Raw genomic sequence first — 22,283 nt, forward strand, 5'->3', positions numbered from 1 at the left:
CGTGTGCACTGGGCTAATATCCGCCAGTGCACACTTTCAGGGGGGGCACCGGGGGCGGGGCTACGGATGACGAATTGTTGACTGCGCATGTGGCGGGAGACCCACATGCTTTCCGTGAACTGTTGACCCGGCATCAGGATCATCTGTGGCGGGTCGCCCGTCGCACCAGTTATTCGGACGAGGATGCGGCCGACGCGCTGCAGGAGGGGCTGCTGTCGGCTCACCGCAAGGCCGCGAAGTTCCGCGGTGATGCCGCCGTTCGCAGCTGGCTGCACACCATCGTGGTCAATGCCGCACTGGACCGCATCCGCCGAAACAAATCTCGCCCCACCTATTCGCTGTCCGCCGAGAATGTGGAGGAACCGCGCGATCGCCGCGACTACGCGAACGTCGTGGAGATGCGCCTCGCCGTCGGCAAGGCGCTGTCCGCACTGCCCGCTGAACAGCGTGCTGCCGTCATAGCGGTGGACGTCGAGGGGTATCCGGTGTCCGAGGCCGCGCAGCGGCTCGGCGTCCCGGTCGGCACGGTCAAGAGTCGATGCGCCCGAGCCCGCCGTCGGCTGGCGGCCGAGCTGGGCGACTTCCGCGACGCCGGGAACCGAACGTGACGCGTGTGCGTCTTACCGTTGTGAGTGCACCATTGCGGACGGCGGAGGAGGGTTCATGACCGATCGCTCCGCTTCCATGCCCGTCGGTGGAGTTCCGCAGGCACCGTTCTCCGAAGAACTACTGGCAGATCTACACGCCGACGCCCTCGACCCGGCGATCAGCGCCGAGCTGTGGCCCCTCGTCCGCGCCGACCCGCAGGCCGAGGCGTACATCACCGAACTCGAGGCAGTCACTCGTCTGCTCGGCACGCTCGATACCGGCGAGCAGCCGAACGACGCGATTCCCCCCGCCGTCGCGGCGCGCGTCCATGCGGCGCTACGAGGGCACGTGGCAGATACCGCTCCAACAGCACCCGTCGTACCCTTGCGGCGCACACGCGCGGCCTGGGCACTTGCCGCTGCAGCCGTGATCGCGGTCGCCTTTGTCGTGGTCTTCGTCGTCGCCCGCTCCGATGAACCGTCCGAAAACATTGTGGCTCACACTGTTACGAATGCATCGCCAACTCCCGACAGCGACTCCGGTACCGCATCTCTACTCGCCCTGGTGGGGGCCACCGATCTCGGACCGCTCGAGGATCCGGTGACATTGGCCGGTTGCCTGCGCGCGAACGGGGTCGACGAAAGCAGAAAAGTTCTAGGGTCCGGTCAGGTGCGAATCGACGGAGTGCCCGCCACCGTACTATTGCTCTCCGGCCGGGTGCCTCGACAGATAACCGCATTGACGGTCGGAACAGCTTGCAGCGCAGACAGTCCCGATACAGTTTCGGTCACCGACATCGGCGGCTGACTGCGCGGCGACTTCCGCTAGGGAATCTTCAAGCCGATTGCGGACGCCCACAGCCGGGACAGATGCTCGACCACCACGTCCTCGTCGAGTGGCTCGTCGGAGGAGAACATCACGTGGGCGACCTGCTCGACCATGGCACCGAGACAGATCGCGGTCAACGTCGGATCGAGATCGACGGTGACCAGACCGGCGTCCCTCAGTTGCACAAGACTTTCGGTGCCGCGTCGGACATACAGCTCCCTGATCTCGAGAACCATCCGACGCAGACTCTCGCTCGTGTCCGCACCCTGTTCGACCAGTCGTAACACCTTCGACGCCTTGCTCCATGCCCGCAGGTAACGGCGATTCGATTCCACGATTCGGGTATAGGGAGCACTGGAAATCTCGGGCCCGAGAAGGCTCGCAGCGAACATCTCCGCAGCGACGGCCCGGACGACTTCCTGGAGCAGAGCTTCCTTCGACTCGAGATGGGTGTAGAACGTCCCGTGTGACACTCCCGCCGCCTGTGCAACGGACTCGACACTGAATCCCGCCCAGCCCCGCTGCTCCAGTACCTCCCGCCCAGCTTGTACAAGTGCCTCGCGGGTCCGCTTTCCGCGGGATGTGATCGCCGGCCCTGGTGCCGGTTTGACCCTCGCTCGTCCCACGTTGGTACCTTTCTGCGTCGATGCGGTCTCGGGGTATCCCAACCACGCACTACCGATCTGATCTACCGCTGTCAGATTTGACTATATAGTCATGAAAAGTCTACGCGCGACCCAACGGTCACTTTCGCGCCCATTGCACTGCCGCTCAGTCAAGCTACACACAGACCGTACCTGACCCCGCTCTCCTTGCCTCACGACTCTTCGTCTTCGATGCCGAAAAGCTAACCAGCACATCATATCAACAACCTCGAGCCGACCGAAAACGGCTCCGGACAGTTCTGAAAGTAACTGCAGTACGGCAGTTTTCACTCTCCTCCAAGATCAGCGGCCATCGCGACACAAAAGTACACCGAGATCGGGCGATTCGAGCGGACAACTGACATCCCGGGTCTCGAGTAAGTCCCGTGACGGAATCCTTTCCGATACCGATGTCCGAAAGCTTTTGCACATAGCTCTTTTGACAGAAATTGTGACAACGCCGTGGTGGTCGAAAAGCTCGAGCCTGATCGTCGCAGGCACGGAACGACACGAGGTAGCCGACACAGTCACCGATCCGATCTAGTTGCCAGACAGGAGAATTGAAGGAGTTCCCGATCTCTCGGGCAGGCTGCTCTGACGTCTTGGACATATCCCGACGCACACACCGCCAGGCGTGGACGTTCGCGCCTCCCTCGTTCACTCACTGCCACATCGCTTTTCGTCGACCTCGGAGATCGAAACAAGAACTCCGACATTTTTGAACATCAACTTTCTCCGAACTTCGATCCGGGCCGTTCCCCACGCACAATCACGAATCGACCAGCGCCGAGGATCGAGGGTTCCGGCACGGACGCTCGGCGGTTTCGACCCATGAACTCAAATGGAAACCCCCACGAAGAACATGACTGGATAGTCATGTCAGATGCTTCATCTCCTCCGACGCAGACGAGTCGACAAATCCATCCGAATCGCATTTCTGCACAGTCGCATTTCTGCGAAACCAACCATCGCGCACCCAGGAAGACGAAGCTCGTCGAAAAATGTGCGACGGTCGATCACCTCTACTCGACAGAACTGTGTGCCCACGGGGCCAGGCTGCGGGATCGCCGAGGTCCCGTTCGGCTGTGCGGCGTGCATCGACCGGGAACCGCGTTCAGCTCGGGCCGGGAACAACACCCCTTATCCTGGTGTTGATCGGTACGGCTCTCCGGAAAGGGAGGGTCGGCTCTCTCTACTCGGAAGGCTCGCATGACCACTCCGTCCACGGTCCATGACGTCATCATTGTCGGTTCCGGACCGGCCGGCTACACCGCTGGTGTGTACACCGCGCGTGCTGAGCTCCAGCCCCTGCTCTTCGAGGGAACCCAGTTCGGTGGTGCGTTGATGACCACCACCGAGGTCGAGAACTTCCCCGGATTCCGCGAAGGAATCATGGGCCCGGACCTCATGGAACAGATGCGTGAGCAGGCCCTACGCTTCGAGACCGATATCCGCACCGAGGACGTCGACGAGATCGACCTGAGCGGGCCGATCAAGACCGTCGTCGCCAACGGCGAAACATACGCCGCACACGCAATCATCCTGGCCATGGGCGCCGCTGCACGCTACCTGGGCATTCCCGGTGAAGAACGCCTTCTCGGCCGCGGCGTCAGCGCCTGCGCCACCTGCGACGGCTTCTTCTTCCGCGATCAGGACATCGTCGTCGTCGGTGGCGGTGACTCCGCGATGGAAGAGGCCACGTTCCTCACCCGTTTCGCTCGCTCGGTGACCCTCGTGCACCGCCGTGAAGAGTTCCGCGCTTCGCGCATCATGCTCGAACGCGCCAAGGCGAACGAGAAGATCCGCTTCCTGACCAACGCCGAACCCGTCGAGGTACTCGGCGAGAACAGTGTCAGCGGCCTCGTGGTCCGCGACACCGTCACCGGCGAGCAGTCCACCCTCGAGATCACCGGCATGTTCGTCGCAATCGGGCACGACCCGCGCAGCGACCTCGTCAAAGGCCAGGTAGACCTGGACGAGGACGGCTACGTCCGCGTTGCCGCCGGTTCCACCGCCACGTCCGTCGACGGCGTCTTCGCAGCCGGCGACCTCGTGGATCACACGTACCGTCAGGCCATCACCGCTGCCGGCACCGGATGCTCCGCCGCCATCGACGCCGAACGTTGGTTGGCCGATCGCGGCGACATCACCGCCAACACCCTGGACGCAGCCGGTCTGGCCGTCGACGTCGTCGGCGCACCCTGATTCACCCAGCTGTCGAACACAACCTCGAGGAGTACACGTGTCGAATACCGTCACCATCACCGATGATTCCTTCAAGCAGGACGTCCTGGGCAGCGACAAGCCCGTTCTGGTCGACTTCTGGGCGACCTGGTGTGGACCGTGCAAGATGGTCGCTCCGGTGCTGGAGGAGATCGCCGGCGAGAACAGCGACAAACTGACCGTCGCCAAGCTCGACATCGACGCCAACCCCGGCGCTGCCCGCGACTTCCAGGTCATGTCCATCCCGACGCTGATCCTGTTCAAGGACGGCAAGCCGATCAAGACGATCGTCGGCGCCAAGGGCAAAGCTGCCCTGCTCAAGGATCTTGCGGACGTGCTCTGAGCCGTAACCGGCTCGACAGATTCTCGCAATCTCCAGATTTTCTGAGATAATCGATCGATGTGCCTGATCAGGTCTGTGACCAGGCACATCGATCGAGTTCTTGTTCCGATCCGAGAGGCTTTCACGCATGCAACGACTCCGACACGGTGATCACGGCCCGGCCGTCGCCGAGATTCGGGGCACACTGGCCAAGCTCGGCTACCTCGATCACGTGGTGTCGACGGGTCGACGTGAGAGCGCGAACGGTGCCCATTGGATTGCACCCGACGCAGTCTTCGATTACCAGCTGGACAGTGCTGTTCGCGCCTTTCAGCAGCAGCGTGGGCTCCTCGTCGACGGAATCGTGGGTCCGGCCACCTACCGATCCATTCGTGAAGCGTCGTACCGCCTGGGTGCGCGCACTCTGATCTATCAGCTCTCGGCTCCGTTGTACGGGGACGACGTGGCGGCCCTGCAGACTCGGCTTCAGGATCTGGGCTTCTACGCCGGCCGCGTCGACGGCTTCTTCGGGCAGCGCACCCACGCATCCCTCTCCTCGTTCCAGCGTGAGATCGGCATAGCCGCCGACGGTATCTGCGGTCCGCAGACACTTCGCTCACTCGAACTCCTGGGCACTCGCGTCACCGGGGGATCGCCACACGCCATCAGCGAAGAAGAGTTGGTGCGGCGCAAGGGTCCACAACTGGGCGGCAAGCGGATCGTGATCGATCCCGGCCTCGGTGGAGCATCGACCGGCACCGTCGTCGGGGGGATTTCCGAATCCGACATTCTCTGGGATCTGGCCATGCGCCTCGAGGGCCGGATGGCCGCTACCGGGATGGAGACATTCCTCTCCCGACCACAGCATTCGAATCCTTCCGAGGCCGAACGCGCACTCACGTCCAACGCATTCGACGCGGATCTGATGATCTCGTTGCGGTGTGACAGCAATCCGAGCCCATCGGCCAACGGCGTCGCCAGCTTCCATTTCGGCAATTCGCACGGCTCGGTCTCGATGATCGGCCAGGCACTCACCGGCTTTGTCCAGCGCGAAATCGTGGCTCGAACCCCGTTGCGCGACTGCAGAACTCACGGACGCACCTGGGAACTCCTGCGCCTGACCAAGATGCCGACCGTGCAGATCGACCTGGGCTATCTCTCCAATGCGTCCGATGCGGCGGTGCTGACCAATCCTCGGATGCGTGACACCATCGCAGAAGCGATCCTGATCTCCGTCAAACGTCTCTACCTCTTGGGACAAGACGATCAGCCGACCGGCACGTACACGTTTGCCGAACTTCTTGCAGAAGAGCTTTCGGTCTCCGACCGCATTTCCTGACCGAGATGAGCGAGCTCACACGCGTGTGAGCTCGCTCATCTCCACCATCTCGATCGAGGCGGCCTTGAGCAGTCGATCCAGGGCCTCTTCGACGTCCACTTTCCACTCGTGGTCCCGGTTGAGCTCGAGGCGCAGTCTCGGGTAGCGATGATGGGGTGCGACAACTTCGAAGCCGTGGTCCTCGAGAAACTCGGCGTCGATCATGCACGTCCGCGGTGAACATTCCAGCGCAGCCGTCGCCGTCGGACTGTCATTCGCGGGTTCGAGACTGTCGTGGCGAATGCCGAACGCCTCGAGCGCCCGCACCCCGCGTCGAACCAGATCGGTCACCACAGCGGCAATGAGGTCCGAGGCAAGTCCGTCGTCCGCCGCCACCGGCTCCACCCGCAGACTGGTCAACAGCACTGCGTCGGAACTGACCGGACTGGTGGGAAACAGTTGGGACCGAGGGATGCTGCGTGGGGGAGCGTAGAGGGCGCTGCCGAGAGGCACACCATCGCGGACTGCGACCTGACCACACGAACCCCATTCGAGCATGACCATGGACAGCCAAGCTTCCTTCTCGAACTCCTGATCACAGAAACCTCGGGCATTGTGAAGTGCTGTCGGATCCATCTCCCAGAAGACACATTGCCGAGCATGGGGCGAGAGGTGATCGAATCCACCAAGGGTCAGCGACGTGATGACGTGAGCCGACACTGACTAACTCACTCCCCGTAGATTCTCGAAACGGCGTGTGTGGGCCGCTTGCCTCATTGTTCGCCTCTCAGGATAGGTCAGCTGGGCTCGCTTGGCATAGCGATCTTCGCGAAATACCAAAACTGTTGCAATGCAACATTATTCAGAATATTCTGACAAGAATTGTCACAGTGACGAAACTCTGGCTGGTACCTGCATGGATGCATTCCGTCACTGAGTCGATTTCTGGGCTTCCATCATCCCCACGATGCGTTGCAGATCGTCTACCGACCCGAATTCGACGACGATCTTGCCTTTCCGCTTGCCTAAACTGACCGTCACCCTGGTGTCGAACGAGTCCGACAACCGCTCTGCGACATCCTGTAGACCCGGCATGACGATCGGCTTCCGTTTCTGCTGCCGAGCCTGCTGGTCCTCGGAACGATTCGCCAGCGTCACCGCTTCCTCCGTGGCACGCACCGACATCCCTTCGGCCACGACTCTGGCAGCCATGACTTCCTGAGCGTCAGCGCCGGCCTCGAGAGCGAGGATGGCCCTGGCATGCCCGGCCGACAGCACACCGGCAGCGACCCGTCGTTGCACTGCCACCGGCAGCTTCAACAAACGAATCATGTTGGTCACAACGGGGCGTGAACGTCCGATCCGATTCGCCAACTCCTCGTGAGTAACCGAGAACTCTTCGAGTAACTGCTGATACGCGGCCGCCTCCTCGAGAGGGTTCAACTGCACGCGATGAATGTTCTCGAGGAGCGCGTCACGCAACATCGAGTCGTCTTCGGTGTCGCGGATGATCGCGGGAATCTTCTCGAGACCTGCCACCTGGCTCGCCCGCCAACGACGCTCACCCATGACGAGTTGGAACTTGTCACCGTGACGACGAACCACGATCGGCTGCATCAAACCGAACTCGCGGATGGAATGCACCAACTCCGCGAGCGCTTCTTCGTCGAACGCATGTCGCGGCTGTCGCGGGTTCGTCTCGATCAAGGCGGGTTCGATTTCCAGGTACACCGCACCTGACGACTCGACCACGGGACTCTTCTCGACCACGGGCGGAGTGGCAGCCGTTTTGGTCGCCTTCAGCGCTTTCGAAGGCCTTTCCTCCGGTGGGGGAGGGGAGGGGTTGCGCTTGTCGCCCCCGATCACGACGTCCGCTGCTGCCGATCCGAGACCCGGAGCCGTCGCCGGCCCGGTCGGAATCAGGGAAGCAAGTCCCCGGCCCAGCCCACCTTTACGTGCTTGGCTCATTTCACTGCTCCTGCGTGGTCGACGTGGCAGAGCGGGCGGCAAGTTCACGACCGGCATCGAGGTAACTCATGGCCCCCCGTGAACCCGGGTCGTAGTCGAGCACGGTCATTCCGTAACCCGGAGCCTCGGACACCTTCACACTGCGCGGGATGACGGCTCGCAGCACGGTGTCGCCGAAATGCTTACGAACCTCGTCGGCAACTTGGTCTGCCAGCTTCGTGCGACCGTCGTACATGGTCAGCAGAACAGTGGAGACATGCAGATCCGGGTTGAGGTGCGCCTGAACCAATTCGATATTGCGCAGCAACTGGCCGACCCCCTCGAGGGCGTAGTACTCACACTGAATGGGAATGAGGACTTCCTTGGCCGCCACCATCGCGTTGACCGTCAACAGGCCGAGAGAGGGCGGGCAGTCGATGAGGACGAAGTCCACGTCCAATTCGGCAAGGACCTTGTCGTTGAGAGCACCCTTGAGACGATTTTCTCGTGCCACCATCGACACCAGTTCGATCTCGGCTCCCGCTAGATCGATGGTTGCCGGAATGCACAGCAGTCGCTCACTGTGCGGGCTCGTCTGAATTGCATCGGGCGCCTTCACTTCGCCGATGAGCAGCTCGTAGCTCGAAGGGGTACCCGAGGTGTGCACGACACCCAAAGCCGTGCTGGCGTTGCCCTGAGGGTCCAAATCGACCACCAACACCGTGAGTCCTTGCAGGGCGAGCGCCGATGCGAGATTCACCGTCGTCGTCGTCTTTCCGACCCCGCCTTTTTGATTGGCGATGGTGATCACGCGCCGCACAGAAGGCTTCGGCAGGCTTACCGAATGGGGATGCAGAACTTGGCTGGCACGCTGAGCGGCAGCTGCGATGGGGGTCTCGTCGGACGAGATATTCGAATAGGGCGCTGTGAAGTTCTGGTCGTCATCAGGAACCGAATCCAAATCCAGACTCGTCTGCACGGGCGTTGTTTCACGTGAAACGGCGGATTCAGATCGACCCGACATTGACTGCTCCTTCGATTGGGAATCGATCACTGGGTGCTCTCATCGTCTGTTCGTTCTTCTCGGCTGCGCACAGATATGCGTCAGCGCTGCCGGCGTTTCGGGAGGCGTTCCGCTTTGACCACAACAGTGGGCGTGCGCAGTAGATCAGTGCCGCATTCGAGTATTTCCAACTTACCCGCATGAAGCTTCGCAAGAGCCGTGCGGTCCCGATCGATCTCTTCCGACGCACTCGAACCTTTCAATGCAAGCATGCGCCCGTGTTCGTGAATGAGAGGAAGCGACCACCGTGCGAGCTTCTCCAGCGGTGCCACCGCCCTGGACGTGACGACATCGGCGCCACCCGCTTCTTTGACGACCCCCGATTCCTCGGCGCGGCCACGCACCACGAGTACGTCGAGTCCGTGTGTCTCGATGAACTCTGCCAAGTACACCGAGCGGCGAAGTAGTGGCTCGACGAGTGTCACCTTCAAATCCGGTCGAGCAATCGCCAACGGGATACCCGGAAGCCCCGCGCCACTACCGACATCGACCACCGACTCGCCCTCCGCAATGAGCTCTCCGACGACGGCACAGTTGAGTAGATGACGTTCCCAGAGCCGCGGAACCTCACGGGGACCGATCAACCCACGTTCGACGCCATCGGTGGCAAGCGACTGGTAATACTGTTCTGCAATGGCGTATCTGTCACCGAACACAGCGTGCGCCGTTGCTTGTTCGTCCCAGCCATCCGACGCCGCTTCATTCTGTTCCACGTGAAACATCCTCCCGCGTAAACCGCGAAATCTACAATCCAGACCGAATCATTATCCGCCCTCGAGCCCGCAAGTGTCTGCTTCCGAGCGACGACTCGCTACAGGGACCGTCGAATTGCATCGAAAGTGGGGGAGTGGAGGGATCTGTAGTTTCACGTGGAACAACCACACCAGCTTGACGGGCCACCGGTGTTTCACGTGAAACACCGGTGCGGCGGCTTGGTCGACGCCGTCGCCGGTCCGCTTGCATCGTCACAGTGACGAAAATGAGCTGGGTAGGTATAACTCCAGCCGGCGCATCGGCTGATCGACAACCTGTCGAAAATCCAGGGTCTGCTGCGGGTGATTCCGCGACATCCGTCACGCGCCCGCCGGCGACGTCCGGTGAGAGCATTCGCTGCTCGATCACTTCACACCGACAATGTGCGGCTACGGCAGACCGCCACCCCTCCGCCGGCTGACAACGATCGTGCCGCACCGGGGGAGTGGACCTATCGGAGCAGTCGCGTCGATTCGGCGACACGGTTGTCGATTCCGCATGTTTCACGTGAAACTGCACGACCGCCGAAGGCCGATACGCATCGACTACCCGTCACACCCCCGAAGAGAACCGCCGGACATCCATATATGTTGCATGGGAAGGCCTTTCGTCGGCCTGGTGGCCGTCATCGACCGATTCGGTGGATCGTCTCGACACCGCCGAGTTTTTCGGGGTTGCGCATCGCGTAGATGTGCCCAATGACGCCACCGGAAAGCTCCGTGACAAATACCCCTTCCAGCTTGTGGCCGGAATAGAACGCCACCCCCGGCGAACCGTTGAAGACTGCCGGTACGACTCGATAGTCGTCTCGAGTTCCGATTCTGGTCACACCGATCATCAACGCGGCGACGGCAGCGGCACCTCGGATCGGTCGCCGCGCAGCGGTCGCCTTGCCGTTAGCATCCGCGACATACACGACATTCGGCGCCAACATCGACATCAAACCCTCGAGGTCTCCGGTTGCCGCCGCCATGAGGAACTCGGTAGTGACCGTCTCGGCGCGATGCGCGTCCACAGGCACGAATCGACGCCGGCGGGCACGCACGTGTTCACGCGCCCGATGGACACTCTGCCGTACCGCCACTGCCGTCTTGTTCACGATCGTAGCGATCTCTGCATACTCGAAACCGAACACCTCACGCAGTACGAACACGACCCGCTCGTCCGGGCTGAGCGTCTCGAGTACGAGAAGCATTGCAGTGGAGACGGATTCGGCGAGCTCGATGTCCAGAGTCGGATCTTCGGCAGCCATCAGGATCGGCTCGGGCAACCAGGGACCGACGTACTCCTCGCGCCGACGCACCCTCGCGCGCAAGGCATTGAGTGACTGACGCGTCACGACCTTGGCGAGATACGCCTTCGAGTCTTCGATCGAGACCACGTCGACTTTCGCCCACCGCAAGTAGCTGTCCTGCAGTACGTCCTCCGCCTCTGCCGCGGACCCGAGTATCTCGTAGGCGAGCGTGAACAACAACGGGCGTAACTCGGTGAACTGGCGGACGTGTTCGCGTCCGGCTCCTCGATCCCGGCGCTCGATCATCTCCGCTCCGTATCCGCACCCACCACTCCTGCTCTGTCGCCGCCGCGGAGCCACGTATAGGAACCCGGACGCCGGGCTTCCCTCCTGATCGCCCACAATGTTCCACGACAGATTGCCTCTTTGATCGACGCTCCGAATCGACCGCTCACCACCAGTCGTCTCGGAGCGTCGTCGAGACGTGACAACTGAATGGTTGCGCGCCGCCGGCCAAGGCTCACGTTCTGGCCGACGAATGCCTGGTTCAACGGTGTAGGTACCGTACCGGCGATCCTGCTCAGTATCGTGTTCGCGGACTGCGCGCCCAGCGGTTCCGCAGCTTGGCAGCTCATCCGCAGCGGATGTCCTGACGGCGCTGACGCATCGCCTGCTGCGACGATACGTGGATCATCGACGCTCGTGAGTGTCTCGTCGGTCGACAACCGTCCGAGGTCATCGGTGGTCAGTCCGCTGCGACGTGCCAGATCAGGAACCTCGAATCCCGCCGTGATCACCGTTGCGACACCCGGCAGCTCGGTGACTACACCATCGCGATCGACCACGAGTACCGACTCCCGTCGAACTTCGGTGACGCAGGTCTGCTCGTGAATCTCCACCCCCAGCCTTCGTAACACCCGTCGCGTCGAGCGGCGCCCGCGCTCACTCAATGTGGGCGCGGGCTCTCCGGCACAGATCAACCGCACGCGACGTCCGGATTCGGCGAGCTCCGCCGAAACCTCCACACCGGTCGATCCGCCACCGACGATCGTCACCACACCACTGACCGCGACTGCGGCAAGATGCTCGCGCAGTATCTGAGCGTCTTCCCATTCGGCGAAGATGTATCCGTGCTCGCGCGCGCCGGGAACGTCGAGGGGCCGACCCCGACTCCCGACTGCGTAGACGAGGTAGTCGTACGAGATGTGATCGCCGCCCGCCAACTCGACCGTCCCGGCGGCGACGTCGATTCGGCTCGCCGTAGCGACCATCAGTCGAACTCTTCCGTGGAGCAGCGTGTCGTAGCCGACGTCGGCTGTGCCACTGCCGGCAATCACCTGGTGCAGCCGAATCCTCTCGACGAAGTGCGGTCGCGGGTTGATCAGAACAACATCGATGTCGTCGACGGATGTCAGACGGTTGGCGGCGAGGGTACCCGCATAACCGCCGCCGATCACCACCACCGTCGGACGACGGGGCTCCGATCTGCCGTTCGAAACGGGTCCACCCTGCGATCGAGTTCTCATGTCGTCTCCTGTTCGTCCGTCACTACCCTCGAGACACCGGGAGCACGACGACTGTGACATCACGTGAGTGGCCTCACAGCTGTCGAAGCACAAGCGGCCTCAACACAGCGACCGGCAGGATCAGATCATCGTGTTTCACGTGAAACGGCCGCCTACGACGACGGGCCCCGAGGTGTTTCACCTCGGGGCCCGTTCACGATCGACGTCTCTTGGTCAGTCCTTGAGAACGACTACGCGGCGAGAGGGCTCTGCGCCCTCGCTTTCGCTCGAAACACCGTCGACCTTGGCTACGGCGTCGTGGACGATCTTGCGCTCGAACGGCGTCATCGGTGCCAGCTCTTCACGTTCGCCGCTTTCCAGAACGCGTTGCGCCGCCTCGATACCCAGAACGGTGAGTGCCTCGCGGCGCCCCGCTCGCCACCCGGCCACATCGAGCATGAGTCGGCTCCGTTCACCGGTCGACTGTTGCACAGCCAACCGGGTCAGCTCCTGCAGAGCGTCGAGAACCTCACCTTTACGGCCGACGAGCTTGCTCAGATCGTCTCCGCCGTCGATGCTGACGACAGCGCGATCACCCTCCACGTCGAGGTCGATGTCGCCGTCGAAATCGAGCACGTCGAGCAATTGCTCGAGGTAATCGCCGGCGATCTCGCCTTCTTCGATCAGGTCGTCGTCGGAATCATCGAGATCGGTGCCGTCGAGAGCTACCTCCTGAACCGGAGGTGCGACGTCGGTGCTCACGCCCGAGTTCTCGGCATCCACAGCGATATCAGCTTCACTGGACATAGTGTCTCTTTCCTCGATCAGCGCCGCTTGTTGCGCTTGGGGGAGTTACCACGATTGTTCTGTGGCCGATTCTGTCTCGGCTTGGCCCCGCCTGTCCCGGACCCGGTCGACTTCACGGGAGGCTTCGGTGCAGGCTTCTCAGTAGACTTTTCGAGAGAAACGTCCGGTGTGGCGGTCGTCGGTTCCACTGTCTCCCCGTCGATCACCTCGGGCGCCTTGGCGGCGGCCGCCGCACCCTTCTTCCGCTTCGGACGAGCACCCGGCTTGGGCGCGTTGTCGTTGCGGCGATTGATCGCTTCCTGCTTCTTCTGCTCCTCTTCCGCGTCGATCTTGCGGAACACGAGGTGCTGCTGACCGTAGGTCCAGATATTGTTCGAGACCCAGTACAACAGGATCGCGATGGGCAGGAACGGTCCACCGACCAGAACGCCGAGAGGGAAGACGTACAGCGCGAGCTTGTTCATGATCGCCGACTGCGGATTCGCGGCCGCAGCTTCACTCTGGCGGGCAACCGATGCGCGTGAGTTGAAGTGGGTGGCGACGCTGGCGATGATCATCAGCGGAATCGCGACCAACGCAATATTGAGCTTCGACGGAAGTTCCGGGACATTCTCGGTGACGAACGCCTGCAGCTGGTTCGCGGGCATGGTGATCCACGCCGAGATCGGAGCGCCGAACAGACGTGCGTCGAGGAAGGACTGGACGTCCGTCGTGTTGAAGACGTAGTTGGAGTGCAGCAGGTTCTCTTCCGGGCTCAATCCCAGTTGTCCCATGCCGGTACCGGTGCGGTTGAACGAGCGTAGGACGTGGAACAGACCGATGAAGACCGGTGCCTGGGCCAGAACGGGGAGACAACCCATGATCGGGTTGAATCCGTGCTCCTTCTGAAGCTTCTGCATCTCGACAGCCTGACGCTGACGATCGCCCGAGTACTTCTTCTGCAGCGCCTTGATCTGTGGCTGCAACTCCTGCATCTGACGGGTGGTGCGCACCTGCTTGACGAAGGGCTTGTAGAGCACTGCGCGGAGCGTGAACACAAGGAACACCACCGACAGCGCCCACGCGATACCGCTGTCTGCACCTAGCACGAAGCCGAAGACCTTGTGCCAGACCCACAGAATCGCGGAGACCGGATAGTAGATGAAATTGAGCACGGCTCTAAGTACTCCTCTGTTCGTCCGTCGGACTGTGACACGCTGCGCGTGCTTCCGGACAGCTTTGGGGGCTACCCGCATCACGGTCACGACGGGCAGGGACGGGGTCCCACCCTCCAGAATGCCAGGGGGCACACTTCGCCAACCGCACCACAGTCAAGAAAAGGCCTTTGATGGCACCGTGTAGACGCAGCGCTTCCACCGCGTATTCGCTACAGGTGGGAGCGAACCGGCAGGTCGGCATCCGCAAGGGCGACACATACGTCCGGTAGAGCTCGATACAGAAGATCAGAACGGTGGCGGGAGCACGACGGACGGCCTTCCACACCGCGCGAACGCGGGAGGCCTCTGCAGTCTCGATCTGCTCATCGAGCGAAGTACTCATGGCTCTTCACTTACCGGCACCACTAAATTCATTTTGGTCAGACCAGCCCGTAATTGCCTGGCCAGTTCCGCAGACGTGGCCGAAGCCGCCCCCGGAAGAGCACGGATGACGACATCCGTGTCCGGCGACACCTGTCCGACCAGGTCTGCGCAGATATGACGAAGCCGGCGTGCGACTCGATGTCGAATCACCGCCGGCCCGACAGCCTTGCTCACGATCAGCCCGAAACGGGGACCGCTACCACTTACTACCAACGCCTCGACTTGCCCGCGATCGAACGCGTGCACGACAAGGTCGCGTCTTCCCATACGGCGACCGCGTCGCACCGTCACCGAAAAATCGGAGTGACGGCGCAAGCGGTGCGGCTCAGGCAACACCCCGAGCTCCTGAACTCGAAATCAGATCAGGCGGTAAGAGAATCGCGGCCCTTACGGCGACGCGCCGAAACGATTGCACGACCCGCACGGGTACGCATACGAAGACGGAAGCCGTGAACGCGCGCGCGGCGGCGATTATTCGGCTGGAACGTCCGCTTGCCCTTGGCCACGGTCAACACTCCTCGAAGTTCATTGGCGCCTCCCGGCGCCTTCGGTGATCGACGCCTTACAGCGCCTTGGATCTGGCATGTACAACACTGCTTAGGAAAACAGCATTCACCACACGCCGTGTAGTTCGGAAGACCGTTTCGATCCGGCACATGCGGCCAGCACGAAAAGATCACCACCAGCGGGTGACTGTTCGAGGTTACTTACCACCGTTGCCGAGGTCAAACCAGCTCATTCGATCGAGCGCCGAGGCGGACGCTCGCAACACGCCGAGAGAAGCGGCATCCCACACCTCGGGGACACTTCATGCATAGAACCGTGACCTCGAGAGGGACTTCCGATGTGACCTTGGCAACACTTCTGCTATCAGCCCTCCGAGACCGGAAAAACCGGACCTCCCGCGTCGATGTACGAACACCCTACAAGCCCTCAGCTGCGCATTCGGTCCGCGACTGCGCAGTCGGCGCAGGCTTCCACAAATTCACATTCATCCACAGGGCTTCGGACCCGCTACTCGAGCGTCGATCCGGGCCATCGCCGAATCAACGAGAAAACATGCAGGTAGACCAACTTTCTGTCGCCGGCCGTCGCGGAAGGCCGCGAAATAACCGACCCGATGCAGGTTTGTCCACATCTGTGGATAATTGTGTGGAAACACAGTTCAGGTGGCATATTCGTATGCCTGTCACGAGGTTCTCCTCAGATGACACAGCCACCGATCATCGACGCCACTGATCATCGACGCCACTGATCATCGGACTCCGCAGCCCCGTGCTCGGCAGCTGCAGCACAACACCGACGGCGAAACACAGGAAGGAACCACGTGAACGACGATCCCAACGCGCTCGCACGAGTCTGGGTCGACGTGGTTGCAGAACTCACCAGTGATGATCCGGGGAGTGATCTTCCGACTTTGAGCAGTAAACAGAAGGCTTTCGTCCGTCTGGTGAGACCACTCACACTCGCACAGGGTTTTGCACTCCTCTCGGTTCCGTCGCCTTTCGCGCAGGAAACGATCGAACGTGATCTTCGTGAGCCGATTCTGCAAGCACTCGGTCGCCATCTAGGCGGACAGGTCGAAGGGCTCGGCGTCCGTATCGCAACGTCCGACGCCAATGGTGGTGCCGAGCCGACCGAGGACCGAACACCGAGTCGGCAATTCGAATCGGTCAACAGCTCCGGCGCCTACCGTCGCCGCCGCTTCACCGAAGGCGACGGCGAACCGTCCGATTCCGAGACCGCGGAAACGGAAGAGGTCGACGACGACCGGGAAGCTCTCGCGAGCGTTCACGAATCATGGCCGTCGTACTTCACGAAACCACCGGCCACTCCGTCCGCGTCCAACTCGGGCGCCAACAGCCTCAACGCGAAGTACACGTTCGACACTTTCGTCATCGGCTCGTCCAACCGATTCGCGCACGCGGCGGCGGTCGCGATCGCCGAAGCGCCGGCGCGGGCCTACAACCCGCTGTTCATCTGGGGTGCGTCCGGTCTCGGTAAGACCCACCTGCTCCATGCCGCAGGCCACTACGCGCAGCGGCTGTTTCCAGGCATGCGTGTGAAGTACGTCTCCACCGAAGAGTTCACGAACGACTTCATCAACAGTCTCCGTGACGATCGCAAGGTCGCGTTCAAGCGCCGCTACCGCGAGACGGACGTCCTGCTGGTCGACGACATCCAGTTCATCGAGGGCAAGGAAGGTATTCAGGAAGAGTTCTTCCATACCTTCAACACCTTGCACAACGCGAACAAACAGATCGTGGTGTCCTCGGACCGGCCACCGAAACAACTGGCAACCCTCGAGGAGCGCCTGCGGACGCGCTTCGAATGGGGTCTGATCACCGACGTCCAGCCGCCGGAACTCGAGACGCGTATCGCGATCTTGAGCAAGAAGGCCAGGATGGATCGCCTCGAGGTGCCACACGACGTCCTCGAGCTGATCGCCAGTCGAATCGAGCGCAACATTCGGGAACTCGAGGGTGCGTTGATCCGCGTCACCGCGTTCGCCTCGCTCAACCGGCAGCCCTTGGATCTGACGCTGGCCGAAGTAGTTCTTCGGGATCTGATGCCGGACTCCTCGAGCCTCGAGATCAATGCGGCGACGATCATGGCCGTGACGGCCGAGTACTTCAACATGTCGATCGACGACCTGTGTGGGCCGGGTAAGGCCAGGCCACTGGCGCAGGCACGGCAGATCTCGATGTATCTGTGCCGCGAGCTGACCGATCTGTCGCTGCCGAAGATCGGGCAGACGTTCGGCCGCGATCACACGACGGTGATGTATGCCGACAAGAAGATCCGCAAGGAAATGACCGAACGTCGCAAGGTGTACGACCAGGTTCAGGAATTGACAGCGCGAATCAAGCAGCGTTCCAAGCGCTGATCTGCAAAAACAGGTGGCGGTGCCGCTCGAGGGAACATGCCTCCTCGAGCGGCATCGTTGTTTCCACACCCGATCGACAGCTTCGCCCTCGAGGGCCGCCAGTCGTCGGAACAACGATTCACTGACGACACGCCGGTCGAGACACGCCGCGAGTTAACAAATATTTCGTTTCAGGCGAAAAGTATTCACATCTGGGGATAACTGTGTTGATAACTCTCGAAGTCTGTGGAGATCTCGAGGAGTAATTCGGAAACTTTTCCGGCGTGCACAGATGGAGACGATCGCTCCTCGAGTCTGTCCTCGAGATCTGCACAGTCCCTCGAGGGGACCTACCTGCGTCTCGAGGCGTTACTCCACAGATTGCACAGGACTTATTACTACTACTGAGAATTCCCTGGAAAAATCTCTTTGAAAACAGGATTGGGGACAACCCCTGTGATCAACTCACAGCCGATGCCCCCTCGTCCCTGCTTCCGGTTTCCACCAGCGCCCTCGAGGGCATAACGTGGGCATCGCTTCGTCTGTGTCAGACTTGCAAGTCAGTTGGTGCAGATTCGCATCACGAACATGCCTACCGAGAGGAACAACCCGGCGATGGAGCTTGGAAGCCTGAAGTTTCGCGTTTCCCGGGAAGAATTCGCCGATTCAGTGGCCTGGGTTGCTCGGAGTCTGCCCTCGAGGCCACCCGTCCCGGTGCTCGGCGGAGTTCTCCTCGATGCAAGCGAACAAGGTCTGACGGTTTCCGGGTTCGACTACGAGGTCTCCGCTCAGGTACGCGTTTCCGCCGATGTGACCACTGTCGGTCAGGTACTCGTCTCAGGTCGTCTTCTCGCAGACATCACGAAGTCGCTGCCCAACAAGCCGGTCGACGTCACCCTCGAGGGGACCCGTGTCCTCATCGCCTGCGGTAGCGCAAAGTTCTCCCTGCCCACGATGCCGGTCGAGGACTACCCGCAACTTCCCAGCCTTCCCCAGCAATCCGGTTCCATCCCGGTCGATCTGTTCTCCGAGGCCATCAGTCAGGTTGCGATCGCCGCTGGTAAGGACGACACCCTTCCCATGCTCACCGGCATTCGCGTCGAGATCGAGCAGAACTCGATAGTTCTCGCAGCTACGGACCGATTCCGTCTGGCAGTACGTGAACTCGAGTGGACCCCGGCCAACCCAGACGTTCAGGCTGCCGTTCTGATTCCGGCGAAGACTCTCTCCGAGTCCGCGAAAACACTTGCCGGTAACGCAAGTTCACCTGTCGAGCTCGCTCTGGGTTCCGGCTCGAGCATCGGAAACGACGGACTGCTCGGCATCGTCAACGACGGTCGTCGCACCACCACGCGACTACTCGACGCCGAGTTCCCCAAATTCCGTCAGCTACTGCCCGCCCAGCACACTGCGATGGCAACCGTGGAAGTCACCCCGCTCATCGAGGCGATCAAGCGTGTTGCGCTCGTTGCCGAACGTGGGGCTCAGGTACGGATGCAGTTCTCCTCCGAGGGCTTGCTCCTTTCCGCAGGCGGTGACGACGCCGGTCGAGCCGAGGAAACCCTCAATGCCACCTTCCAGGGTGAACCGTTGACCATTGCGTTCAATCCCGGCTATCTCACCGACGGCCTGAACTCGCTACACAGCGAGAACGTACTGTTCGGCTTCACGACGGCCAGTCGCCCAGCTGTTCTGCGGCCGGCCACCGACGAGGATCCCACGCCGGACGAGTCCGGGACCTTCGCGGCACCGCAGAGCGAATACACGTACCTCTTGATGCCGGTCCGCCTTCCCGGCTGAGAACCGAGTATCCGGAGTTCACCTCACGAGGGAGATCAGGATGAAGATCGGACTGGTAGGTCTCGGCAAAATGGGCTTCAACATGCGTGAACGTCTACGCGCCCACGACATCGAGGTAATCGGATACGATCCTCGTCCCGATGTCACGGACGTCGGATCACTCACGGAACTGGCGGCGGCCCTCGAGGGACCACGAATTATCTGGGTGATGGTTCCCGCCGGTGAGATCACTCAGAACACGATCGCCGAACTTGCTCTCACCCTCGAGGGCGGTGACCTCGTCATCGACGGCGGTAACTCCCGTTACACCGACGACGCAGTCCATGCCGAGCTTCTCGCAACCAAGGACATCGGTTTCCTCGATTGTGGTGTTTCCGGCGGTATCTGGGGCCGGAACATCGGATACGGGCTCATGGTCGGCGGATCAACGACGGACGTCGAGCGGGCCATGCCGATCTTCGACGCCCTTCGGCCGGAAGGAGACGTCGCAGACGGTTTCGTCCACGCCGGCCCGGTCGGTGCTGGTCACTACGCGAAGATGATTCACAACGGTATCGAGTACGGGCTGATGCAGGCCTATGCCGAAGGGTACGAGCTCCTCGAGGCGGAAAATCTCATCGACAACGTTCCCGGTGTGTTGAAAGCCTGGTCCAAGGGCACAGTGGTTCGCTCGTGGTTACTCGATCTACTGGTTGCCGCCCTCGAAGAAGATCCGGAGCTGGCGCAGATCAGTGGATACACCGAAGACTCGGGCGAAGGCAGGTGGACCGTCGAGGAAGCAATCAGACATGCTGTCCCCGCCCCGGTGATCTCGGCCGCGTTGTTCGCGAGATTCGCCTCGAGGCAAGATGATTCGCCCGCCATGAAAGCCGTCTCCGCGCTGCGTAACCAGTTCGGTGGTCATGCCGTGCGTAGTGCGTCGTCCAAGAATTCGACATCAGAGACCTAAGTGTTCGTTCGTAGATTTTCGATGCGGGATTTCCGGTCCTGGGACTCTTTGACACTCGATTTGAAACCGGGAACGACCGTGTTCGTCGGCTCGAACGGTCATGGGAAGACCAACATCCTCGAGTCGCTGGGCTACCTGTCCACGCTGTCGTCGCATCGTGTGTCCGCAGACGCGCCGATGATCAGATCAGGCGCCGCGACGGCATTCTCCGGTGCCACCGTCGTCAACGACGGCCGGGAATTGACCATCGACGTCGAACTGATCGAGGGAAAGTCGAACCGCGCCAGGATCAATCAGTCACCGACCCGTCGTCCACGCGAAATCCTGGGCGTCCTGCGGTCGGTGATGTTCGCCCCCGAGGATCTGTCACTGGTGCGCGGTGATCCGGGCGATCGGCGACGATATCTGGACGAGCTGTTGACGTCGAGGATCCCCCGAATGGCTGCTGTGCGTGCGGATTACGATAAAGTACTTCGTCAGCGATCCGCACTTCTGAAAACTGCCGGGGCAGCACTGCGCCGGGGAGCCAGGTCCGCGGACGCGGAGAACGTGCTCTCCACTCTCGAGGTATGGGACGGCCATCTTGCCGCCCACGGCGCTCAACTGCTGGCAGGTCGCCTCGAGCTGGTCCACGATCTCGCTCCGTATCTGGCGCAGGCCTACAACTCCATCGCTCCAGAGTCCCGCCCCGCATCGATTCGATACCGGAGCAGTCTCGGTACCTCGTTGGACCCTGAATTCACCGATCCAGCAAGGATTTCCGGAATCGATGACGTCGCGTACCTCGAGGAGCGATTTCATCACGAACTGTCGGTCATGCGTTCGAAGGAGATCGATCGCGGGGTATGCCTGGTCGGTCCACACCGCGACGACCTCGAGTTGAGTCTCGGTGACACACCCGCGAAAGGTTTTGCCAGCCATGGTGAATCCTGGTCGTATGCCCTGTCATTGAGACTGGCGAGCTTCACACTGCTACGTAGCGAAGGCAGTGACCCGGTGCTCATGCTCGATGACGTCTTCGCCGAATTGGACCGTCGCCGTCGTCGGGCTCTCGCGGAAGTGGCGGCCACCGCCGAACAGGTACTGATCACGGCAGCGGTATCGGAAGACATACCGGGCGAACTCGAAGCGGTGCGGTTCGGTGTCGAGGCCGTCGACACCGACGACGGACGCATCTCCCGAATAGTGTCGAGTGAACGACTACGGGAGGTCGGATCCGATGTCGGACAACAAGGGCAGTGACAACACGGGCAGCGGCGAGAGCAAGCCGGAACTGAAGGGGATCGATCTGGCTCGTCGTGCCCTCGAGGAGGCGCGAGCCACGGCGAAGGCCAACGGCAAGGCCGTCGGGCAGGGGCGGTCCTCGCCGAAATACGGAAATCGCCCGCGTCGACGTGGGGGTTGGTCCGGTCCGGGGCCGGATGCTCGGGACCCACAACCGTTCGGGGCGCTGACCGGTGCCGTCGCGAAGTCGCGCGGTTGGTCGCCGAAAGTGTCCGAGGGCACCGTCCTGGGGCGGTGGCCGCAAGTGGTCGGTGAAGACATCTCGGCCCATGCCGAACCGGTGTCGCTACGGGACGGGGTCTTGAGCATTTCTGCGGAATCAACCGCGTGGGCAACACAATTACGGATGATGCAGGCTCAGATCCTGGCGAAGATCGCGGCGGCGGTCGGTGACGGAGTTGTCAAGACACTGCGCATTACCGGTCCCAGTGCGCCTAGTTGGCGCAAGGGAGAGCGCCACGTGAAAGGCCGCGGACCTCGCGATACCTACGGTTGAGGGCCGGGGAACCACGACCTGGTTCTATCTATTACTTCGTGTTACAGTTAAAACTCGTTTATCGAGTGAACTGTGT

At 61.5% G+C, this 22,283-nt stretch carries 22 protein-coding genes; 10 read left to right on the forward strand and 12 right to left on the reverse strand.

Annotated elements, in window-relative coordinates; translation table 11 throughout:
- The first annotated feature begins 26 nt into the window (after positions 1 to 26).
- Positions 27 to 608 (forward strand): RNA polymerase sigma factor SigM, encoded by a 582-nt coding sequence (gene sigM / locus ABH922_RS23455; RefSeq protein ID WP_424809217.1) that lies wholly within the window; start codon positions 27 to 29, stop codon positions 606 to 608.
- Positions 609 to 663: 55 nt separating this feature from the next.
- On the forward strand, positions 664 to 1,395 hold the full coding sequence (locus tag ABH922_RS23460) for a hypothetical protein (RefSeq protein ID WP_424809218.1): 732 nt from the start codon (positions 664 to 666) through the stop codon (positions 1,393 to 1,395).
- Between the two features lie 17 nt (positions 1,396 to 1,412).
- On the opposite strand, the gene ABH922_RS23465 is transcribed toward ABH922_RS23460, so the two are convergent.
- On the reverse strand, positions 1,413 to 2,042 hold the full coding sequence (locus ABH922_RS23465) for a TetR/AcrR family transcriptional regulator (protein WP_424809219.1): 630 nt from the start codon (positions 2,040 to 2,042) through the stop codon (positions 1,413 to 1,415).
- 1,227 nt (positions 2,043 to 3,269) lie between these two features.
- On the opposite strand from ABH922_RS23465, the gene trxB reads away from it, so the two are divergent.
- The 3 genes from trxB (at position 3,270) to ABH922_RS23480 (ending at position 5,944) form a co-directional block, all read left to right on the forward strand.
- Positions 3,270 to 4,265 carry a thioredoxin-disulfide reductase gene (trxB, locus tag ABH922_RS23470; RefSeq protein WP_424809220.1) on the forward strand — a complete coding sequence of 332 codons (996 nt, stop codon included), beginning with the start codon at positions 3,270 to 3,272 and terminating at the stop codon, positions 4,263 to 4,265.
- Between the two features lie 37 nt (positions 4,266 to 4,302).
- Positions 4,303 to 4,626, forward strand: a complete 324-nt coding sequence (trxA, locus tag ABH922_RS23475) for a thioredoxin (RefSeq protein ID WP_424809221.1) — start codon at positions 4,303 to 4,305, stop codon at positions 4,624 to 4,626.
- A 127-nt stretch (positions 4,627 to 4,753) separates the two neighbouring features.
- Entirely contained in the window at positions 4,754 to 5,944 is a 1,191-nt protein-coding gene (locus ABH922_RS23480; RefSeq protein WP_424809222.1) for an N-acetylmuramoyl-L-alanine amidase, read from the forward strand.
- Positions 5,945 to 5,959: 15 nt separating this feature from the next.
- On the opposite strand, the gene ABH922_RS23485 is transcribed toward ABH922_RS23480, so the two are convergent.
- The 11 genes from ABH922_RS23485 to rpmH form a co-directional block, all read right to left on the reverse strand.
- Entirely contained in the window at positions 5,960 to 6,643 is a 684-nt protein-coding gene (locus ABH922_RS23485; RefSeq protein ID WP_424809223.1) for a GNAT family N-acetyltransferase, read from the reverse strand.
- Between the two features lie 210 nt (positions 6,644 to 6,853).
- Positions 6,854 to 7,891: a ParB/RepB/Spo0J family partition protein gene (locus tag ABH922_RS23490; protein ID WP_424809224.1), complete on the reverse strand. Its 1,038-nt coding sequence runs from the start codon at positions 7,889 to 7,891 to the stop codon at positions 6,854 to 6,856.
- Position 7,892: 1 nt separating this feature from the next.
- The gene (locus ABH922_RS23495; protein WP_424809225.1) at positions 7,893 to 8,894 is read right to left on the reverse strand and encodes a ParA family protein; all 1,002 of its coding nucleotides are present in this window, start codon (positions 8,892 to 8,894) and stop codon (positions 7,893 to 7,895) included.
- An 80-nt stretch (positions 8,895 to 8,974) separates the two neighbouring features.
- Entirely contained in the window at positions 8,975 to 9,655 is a 681-nt protein-coding gene (gene rsmG / locus ABH922_RS23500) for a 16S rRNA (guanine(527)-N(7))-methyltransferase RsmG (RefSeq protein WP_424809226.1), read from the reverse strand.
- Positions 9,656 to 10,311: 656 nt separating this feature from the next.
- A complete protein-coding gene (locus tag ABH922_RS23505) occupies positions 10,312 to 11,226 on the reverse strand; it encodes an RNA polymerase sigma-70 factor (protein ID WP_424809227.1) in 915 nt (304 codons plus the stop codon).
- The gene (locus ABH922_RS23510; RefSeq protein WP_424809228.1) at positions 11,223 to 12,446 is read right to left on the reverse strand and encodes an NAD(P)/FAD-dependent oxidoreductase; all 1,224 of its coding nucleotides are present in this window, start codon (positions 12,444 to 12,446) and stop codon (positions 11,223 to 11,225) included. Before ABH922_RS23510 ends, ABH922_RS23505 begins: the two co-directional genes overlap by 4 nt.
- Before the next feature lie 213 nt (positions 12,447 to 12,659).
- Positions 12,660 to 13,232 carry a protein jag gene (locus ABH922_RS23515; RefSeq protein ID WP_424809229.1) on the reverse strand — a complete coding sequence of 191 codons (573 nt, stop codon included), beginning with the start codon at positions 13,230 to 13,232 and terminating at the stop codon, positions 12,660 to 12,662.
- A 17-nt stretch (positions 13,233 to 13,249) separates the two neighbouring features.
- Complete coding sequence (gene yidC, locus ABH922_RS23520) at positions 13,250 to 14,386, reverse strand: membrane protein insertase YidC (protein WP_424809230.1); 1,137 nt, start codon at positions 14,384 to 14,386, stop codon at positions 13,250 to 13,252.
- Between the two features lie 4 nt (positions 14,387 to 14,390).
- Positions 14,391 to 14,771 (reverse strand): membrane protein insertion efficiency factor YidD, encoded by a 381-nt coding sequence (gene yidD / locus ABH922_RS23525; RefSeq protein WP_424809231.1) that lies wholly within the window; start codon positions 14,769 to 14,771, stop codon positions 14,391 to 14,393.
- Entirely contained in the window at positions 14,768 to 15,148 is a 381-nt protein-coding gene (rnpA, locus tag ABH922_RS23530; protein ID WP_424809232.1) for a ribonuclease P protein component, read from the reverse strand. Before rnpA ends, yidD begins: the two co-directional genes overlap by 4 nt.
- Before the next feature lie 26 nt (positions 15,149 to 15,174).
- Positions 15,175 to 15,318, reverse strand: coding sequence for a 50S ribosomal protein L34 (gene rpmH, locus ABH922_RS23535; RefSeq protein ID WP_003942540.1), 144 nt, complete (start codon positions 15,316 to 15,318; stop codon positions 15,175 to 15,177).
- A gap of 821 nt (positions 15,319 to 16,139) precedes the next feature.
- Here rpmH and dnaA point away from each other — a divergent pair.
- The 5 genes from dnaA to ABH922_RS23560 all read left to right on the forward strand — a co-directional run bounded on the left by dnaA (position 16,140) and on the right by ABH922_RS23560 (position 22,207).
- Entirely contained in the window at positions 16,140 to 17,699 is a 1,560-nt protein-coding gene (gene dnaA / locus ABH922_RS23540) for a chromosomal replication initiator protein DnaA (RefSeq protein WP_424809233.1), read from the forward strand.
- Between the two features lie 594 nt (positions 17,700 to 18,293).
- Positions 18,294 to 19,478 (forward strand): DNA polymerase III subunit beta, encoded by a 1,185-nt coding sequence (gene dnaN, locus ABH922_RS23545; RefSeq protein WP_424809763.1) that lies wholly within the window; start codon positions 18,294 to 18,296, stop codon positions 19,476 to 19,478.
- Positions 19,479 to 19,518: 40 nt separating this feature from the next.
- Positions 19,519 to 20,427: a phosphogluconate dehydrogenase (NAD(+)-dependent, decarboxylating) gene (gene gnd / locus ABH922_RS23550; protein ID WP_424809234.1), complete on the forward strand. Its 909-nt coding sequence runs from the start codon at positions 19,519 to 19,521 to the stop codon at positions 20,425 to 20,427.
- A complete protein-coding gene (recF, locus tag ABH922_RS23555) occupies positions 20,428 to 21,669 on the forward strand; it encodes a DNA replication/repair protein RecF (RefSeq protein WP_424809235.1) in 1,242 nt (413 codons plus the stop codon). It abuts the gene before it with no gap.
- Entirely contained in the window at positions 21,647 to 22,207 is a 561-nt protein-coding gene (locus tag ABH922_RS23560; RefSeq protein ID WP_424809236.1) for a DUF721 family protein, read from the forward strand. The genes recF and ABH922_RS23560 overlap by 23 nt, the downstream gene beginning before the upstream one ends.
- Positions 22,208 to 22,283 lie beyond the last annotated feature (76 nt).

Origin of the sequence: Rhodococcus sp. 27YEA15 (assembly GCF_049739425.1) — a bacterium.
Taxonomy (GTDB): domain Bacteria; phylum Actinomycetota; class Actinomycetes; order Mycobacteriales; family Mycobacteriaceae; genus Rhodococcus_F.